3 protein-coding genes and 1 pseudogene are annotated in these 4,022 nt (G+C 47.9%); all 4 read left to right on the top strand.

All coding sequences use genetic code 11. From position 1 onward, the window contains the following. Window positions 1–62: 62 nt before the first annotated feature. The 4 genes and pseudogenes from OGX92_RS13425 (at window position 63) to OGX92_RS13410 (ending at window position 3,999) form a co-directional block, all read left to right on the top strand. Entirely contained in the window at window positions 63–1,214 is a 1,152-nt protein-coding gene (locus OGX92_RS13425) for an IS30-like element IS30H family transposase (protein ID WP_001254955.1), read from the top strand. A gap of 12 nt (window positions 1,215–1,226) precedes the next feature. Beyond that, window positions 1,227–2,120, top strand: a pseudogene (locus tag OGX92_RS13420) (IS3 family transposase); the annotation flags it as partial. Between the two features lie 218 nt (window positions 2,121–2,338). Continuing rightward, window positions 2,339–2,659: a lipoprotein YegR gene (yegR, locus tag OGX92_RS13415; protein WP_004197483.1), complete on the top strand. Its 321-nt coding sequence runs from the start codon at window positions 2,339–2,341 to the stop codon at window positions 2,657–2,659. A gap of 308 nt (window positions 2,660–2,967) precedes the next feature. Next, complete coding sequence (locus OGX92_RS13410) at window positions 2,968–3,999, top strand: IS630-like element ISEc33 family transposase (protein ID WP_001395480.1); 1,032 nt, start codon at window positions 2,968–2,970, stop codon at window positions 3,997–3,999. Window positions 4,000–4,022: the final 23 nt, after the last annotated feature.

Below are 4,022 nucleotides of genomic sequence, written 5' to 3'. Positions count from 1 at the left end.
TGTAGATTCAATTGGTCAACGCAACAGTCATGTGAAAACATGTAGTTGCGGAGGATTGTTGAATGAGACGAACATTTACAGCAAAGGAAAAAACATCTGTTTTTGAACTGTGGAAGAACGGAAAAGGCTTCAGTGAGATAGCTAATATCCTGGGTTCGAAACCAGGGACCATCTTCACGATGTTAAGAGATACTGGCGGCATAAAACCCAATGAGCGCAAGCGAGCTGTTGCTCACCTGACGCTGTCTGAGCGCGAGGAAATACGAGCCGGTCTGTCAGCTAAAATGAGCATTCGAGCCATCGCTACAATGCTGAATCGTAGCCCTTCAACAATCTCACGTGAAGTTCAGCGTAATCGTGGTAGGCGCTATTACAAAGCCGTTGATGCGAATAACCGGGCCAACAGGATGGCTAAAAGACCAAAACCGTGCTTACTGGATCAGAATATGCCGTTGCGAGAGCTTGTTCTGGAAAAGCTTGAGATGAAGTGGTCCCCAGAGCAAATATCAGGATGGTTAAGGCGAACGAAGCCGCGTCAAAAAACACTACGAATATCACCTGAGACAATTTATAAGACGCTTTACTTTCGTAGTCGTGAAGCGCTACACCACCTGAACGTACAGCACCTGCGCCGATCGCACAGCCTCCGTCATGGCAGGCGCCATACTCGCAAAGGTGAAAGAGGCACTATCAACATAGTGAACGGAACGCCAATCCACGAACGTTCCCGGCATATCGATAACAGACGCTCTCTGGGACACTGGGAAGGCGATTTAGTCTCGGGTACAAAAAACTCCCATATAGCCACACTTGTAGACCGAAAATCACGTTATACGATCATCCTGAGACTCAGGGGCAAAGACGCTTTATCAGTGAATCAGGCTCTTACAGATAAATTCCTGAGCTTACCACCTGAACTCCGGCGATCACTGACATGGGACAGAGGAATGGAGCTGGCCAGACATCTGGAATTTACTGGCAGCACAGGAGTTAAAGTTTACTTCTGCGATCCTCAGAGCCCCTGGCAGCGGGGAACAAACGAAAACACTAATGGGCTAATCCGACAGTACTTTCCCAAAAAGACATGCCTTGCCCAATATACTCAATATGAGCTGGATCAGGTTGCAGCTCAGCTAAACAACAGACCGAGAAAGACACTGAAGTTCAAAACACCTAAAGAGATAATTGAAAGGGGTGTTGCGTTGACAGATTGAATCTACAGCGGCGTACTTCGCAAAGCTGTCCGACTGAGGTACGCCTTTATCCGTGACAACACCTGTTGCTGGCCTGTTCGCCTGCTCTGTCGGGTGCTGGATGTACATCCCAGTGGTTTTTACGCCTGGCTTCAGCAGCCGCATTCACAATGCCACCAGGCAGACCTGAGACTGACAGGGCAGATCAAACAGTTCTGGCTGGAATCGGGATGCGTCTATGGTTATCGCAAAATCCATCTGGATCTGCGGGACAGCGGGCAACAGTGCGGAGTGAACAGAGTCTGGCGACTGATGAAACGTGTCGGGATAAAGGCTCAGGTCGGATACCGGAGCCCGCGGGCACGTAAAGGCGAGGCCAGTATCGTGTCGCCCAACAGGCTCCAGCGACAGTTCAATCCGGATGCTCCGGATGAGCGTTGGGTAACAGACATAACCTACATCAGGACCCACGAAGGCTGGCTGTATCTTGCCGTGGTTGTTGATCTGTTCTCACGCAAAATTATCGGCTGGTCCATGCAATCCCGGATGACAAAGGACATTGTCCTGAACGCTCTGCTAATGGCTGTATGGCGGCGTAATCCCCAAAAACAGGTGCTGGTTCATTCGGATCAGGGCAGTCAGTACACAAGCCATGAGTGGCAGTCGTTCCTGAAATCACACGGTCTGGAGGGCAGCATGAGCCGTCGCGGTAACTGCCATGATAATGCGGTTGCAGAAAGCTTTTTCCAGTTGCTGAAACGCGAACGGATAAAGAAAAAGATCTACGGAACGCGGGAAGAAGCCCGCAGCGATATTTTTGATTACATCGAAATGTTTTATAACAGTAAGCGTCGGCATGGTTCCAGCGATCAGATGTCACCGACAGAATATGAAAACCAGTATTATCAACGGCTCGGAAGTGTCTAGATTATCCGTGGCGATTCAATCCATGTTTACATCGATGTGTTCTGAATCATATGGAACAGATCACCTGACGTTCTTGTTTTTCGGTTAGTGTGATTTATTTCTCTAAATATTCAATACGATAGCTGTATGCAAATCTATAAATAGCAATTGGTTTAATTTATGTTGTATTTCAGTTTGTAGAATAGAGACTAACCAAATACATAAGGATTGTTCTTTACATGAAAACATTAGTAATTGCCACCACCATTTTAATTGGTACTTTTCTAAGCGGTTGCTCTGTGCAAAATGATAAAACACAGTTTCAAGGCCTGGGTCTGACATATCAGTCCGATGTCAAAAAACTGGATAATGGGAACTACCTCACTGAGGTAGAAGCTGCTCCTGCTGCAGGTCGTATACGAGGCGCTATTGGCACTGCAACAAAAAAGGCTTCTGATTTCTGTAGGGTACAAAATAAATCTATGAAAGAAGTCAGAACTGATATTGATACACACTTACTTGTTAATGGCGTTGCTCGCCTGACGTTTAAATGCGTTTAAATATTCCTACGGTTTATGATTTTTCATAAAACTAAGGTGGCTGTTGTGAAATATGTTCTCTCTGCGCATATTCTTACGGCCACTAGGTGATAATATAGTTATCCCCTAAAAACGTCCCTTTCCCTGTTGGAGATATTCCGATATTCACCTATTTATACCAATACCTCCATTCTTCATTAAGGGCTAAGGAGCGGTTTGCTTGAGCTAAATAGCTGCGCGGAATAGTAGATCACTGAAAGGGAACTCAGCCCGGATTGTGCGATCTGATCAATCGCCAAACCAACCAAAATCACCAACCGGACTGAGCGATGCCGATCATAGTACCAATACCCCGTGGCGAACGACGCCTGATGCAGAAAGCTATTCATAAAACGCGTGATAAAAATCATGCCCGCAGACTCACGGCCATGCTGATGCTTCATCGGGGTGAACGGGTCAGCGATGTTGCCAGAACTCTCTGTTGTGCCCGTTCATCCGTTGGTCGCTGGATTAACTGGTTTACGCACTCAGGTATTGAAGGCCTGAAATCCTTACCCGCAGGGCGCTCCCGACGCTGGCCTTTTGAACATATCTGCACCCTGTTACGTGAGCTGATAAAGCATTCTCCCGGCGATTTTGGTTATCAACGTTCACGCTGGAGCACCGAATTACTGGCAATAAAAATCAATGAGATAACCGGTTGCCAGTTACATGCAGGAACCGTTCGCCGCTGGTTGCCATCTGCGGGGCTTGTATGGCGCAGGGCCGCGCCAACTCTGCGTATCCGTGACCCACATAAAGATGAAAAGATGGCGGTAATCCACAAAGCGCTGGATGAATGCAGCGCAGAGCATCCGGTATTTTATGAAGATGAAGTGGATATCCACCTTAATCCTAAAATCGGTGCGGACTGGCAGTTGCGCGGACAGCAGAAACGGGTAGTGACGCCGGGGCAGAACGAAAAATACTATTTGGCCGGCGCACTGCACAGTGGCACGGGTAAAGTCAGCTACGTGGGCGGCAACAGCAAAAGTTCAGCGCTGTTTATCGCTCTGCTGAAGCACCTGAAAGCCACTTACCGGCGGGCGAAAACAATCACGCTGATCGTTGATAACTACATTATCCATAAAAGCCGCGAAACACAGCGCTGGTTGAAAGCAAATCCCAAGTTCAGGGTAATTTACCAGCCGGTTTACTCGCCGTGGGTGAATCATGTGGAACGGCTATGGCAGGCACTTCATGACACGATAACCCGTAATCATCAGTGCCGCTCAATGTGGCAGTTACTGAAAAAGGTCCGCCATTTTATGGAAACCGCCAGCCCATTCCCCGGAGGAAAACATGGTCAGGCAAAAGTGTAGCGGTATTAGGCGCAGCTATTTAG

Origin of the sequence: Citrobacter sp. Cpo089, from assembly GCF_030332695.1 — a bacterium.
GTDB classification, from domain to species: Bacteria; Pseudomonadota; Gammaproteobacteria; order Enterobacterales; family Enterobacteriaceae; genus Citrobacter; species Citrobacter portucalensis.
This window is presented reverse-complemented; position numbering and strand designations above follow the sequence as displayed.

What these genes read in the sequence shown, in the direction of transcription:
- OGX92_RS13425 (WP_001254955.1), top strand. Translation starts at nt 63, where the DNA reads ATGAGACGAACATTTACAGCAAAGGAAAAAACATCTGTTTTTGAACTG.
- yegR (WP_004197483.1), top strand. Translation starts at nt 2,339, where the DNA reads ATGAAAACATTAGTAATTGCCACCACCATTTTAATTGGTACTTTTCTA.
- OGX92_RS13410 (WP_001395480.1), top strand. Translation starts at nt 2,968, where the DNA reads ATGCCGATCATAGTACCAATACCCCGTGGCGAACGACGCCTGATGCAG.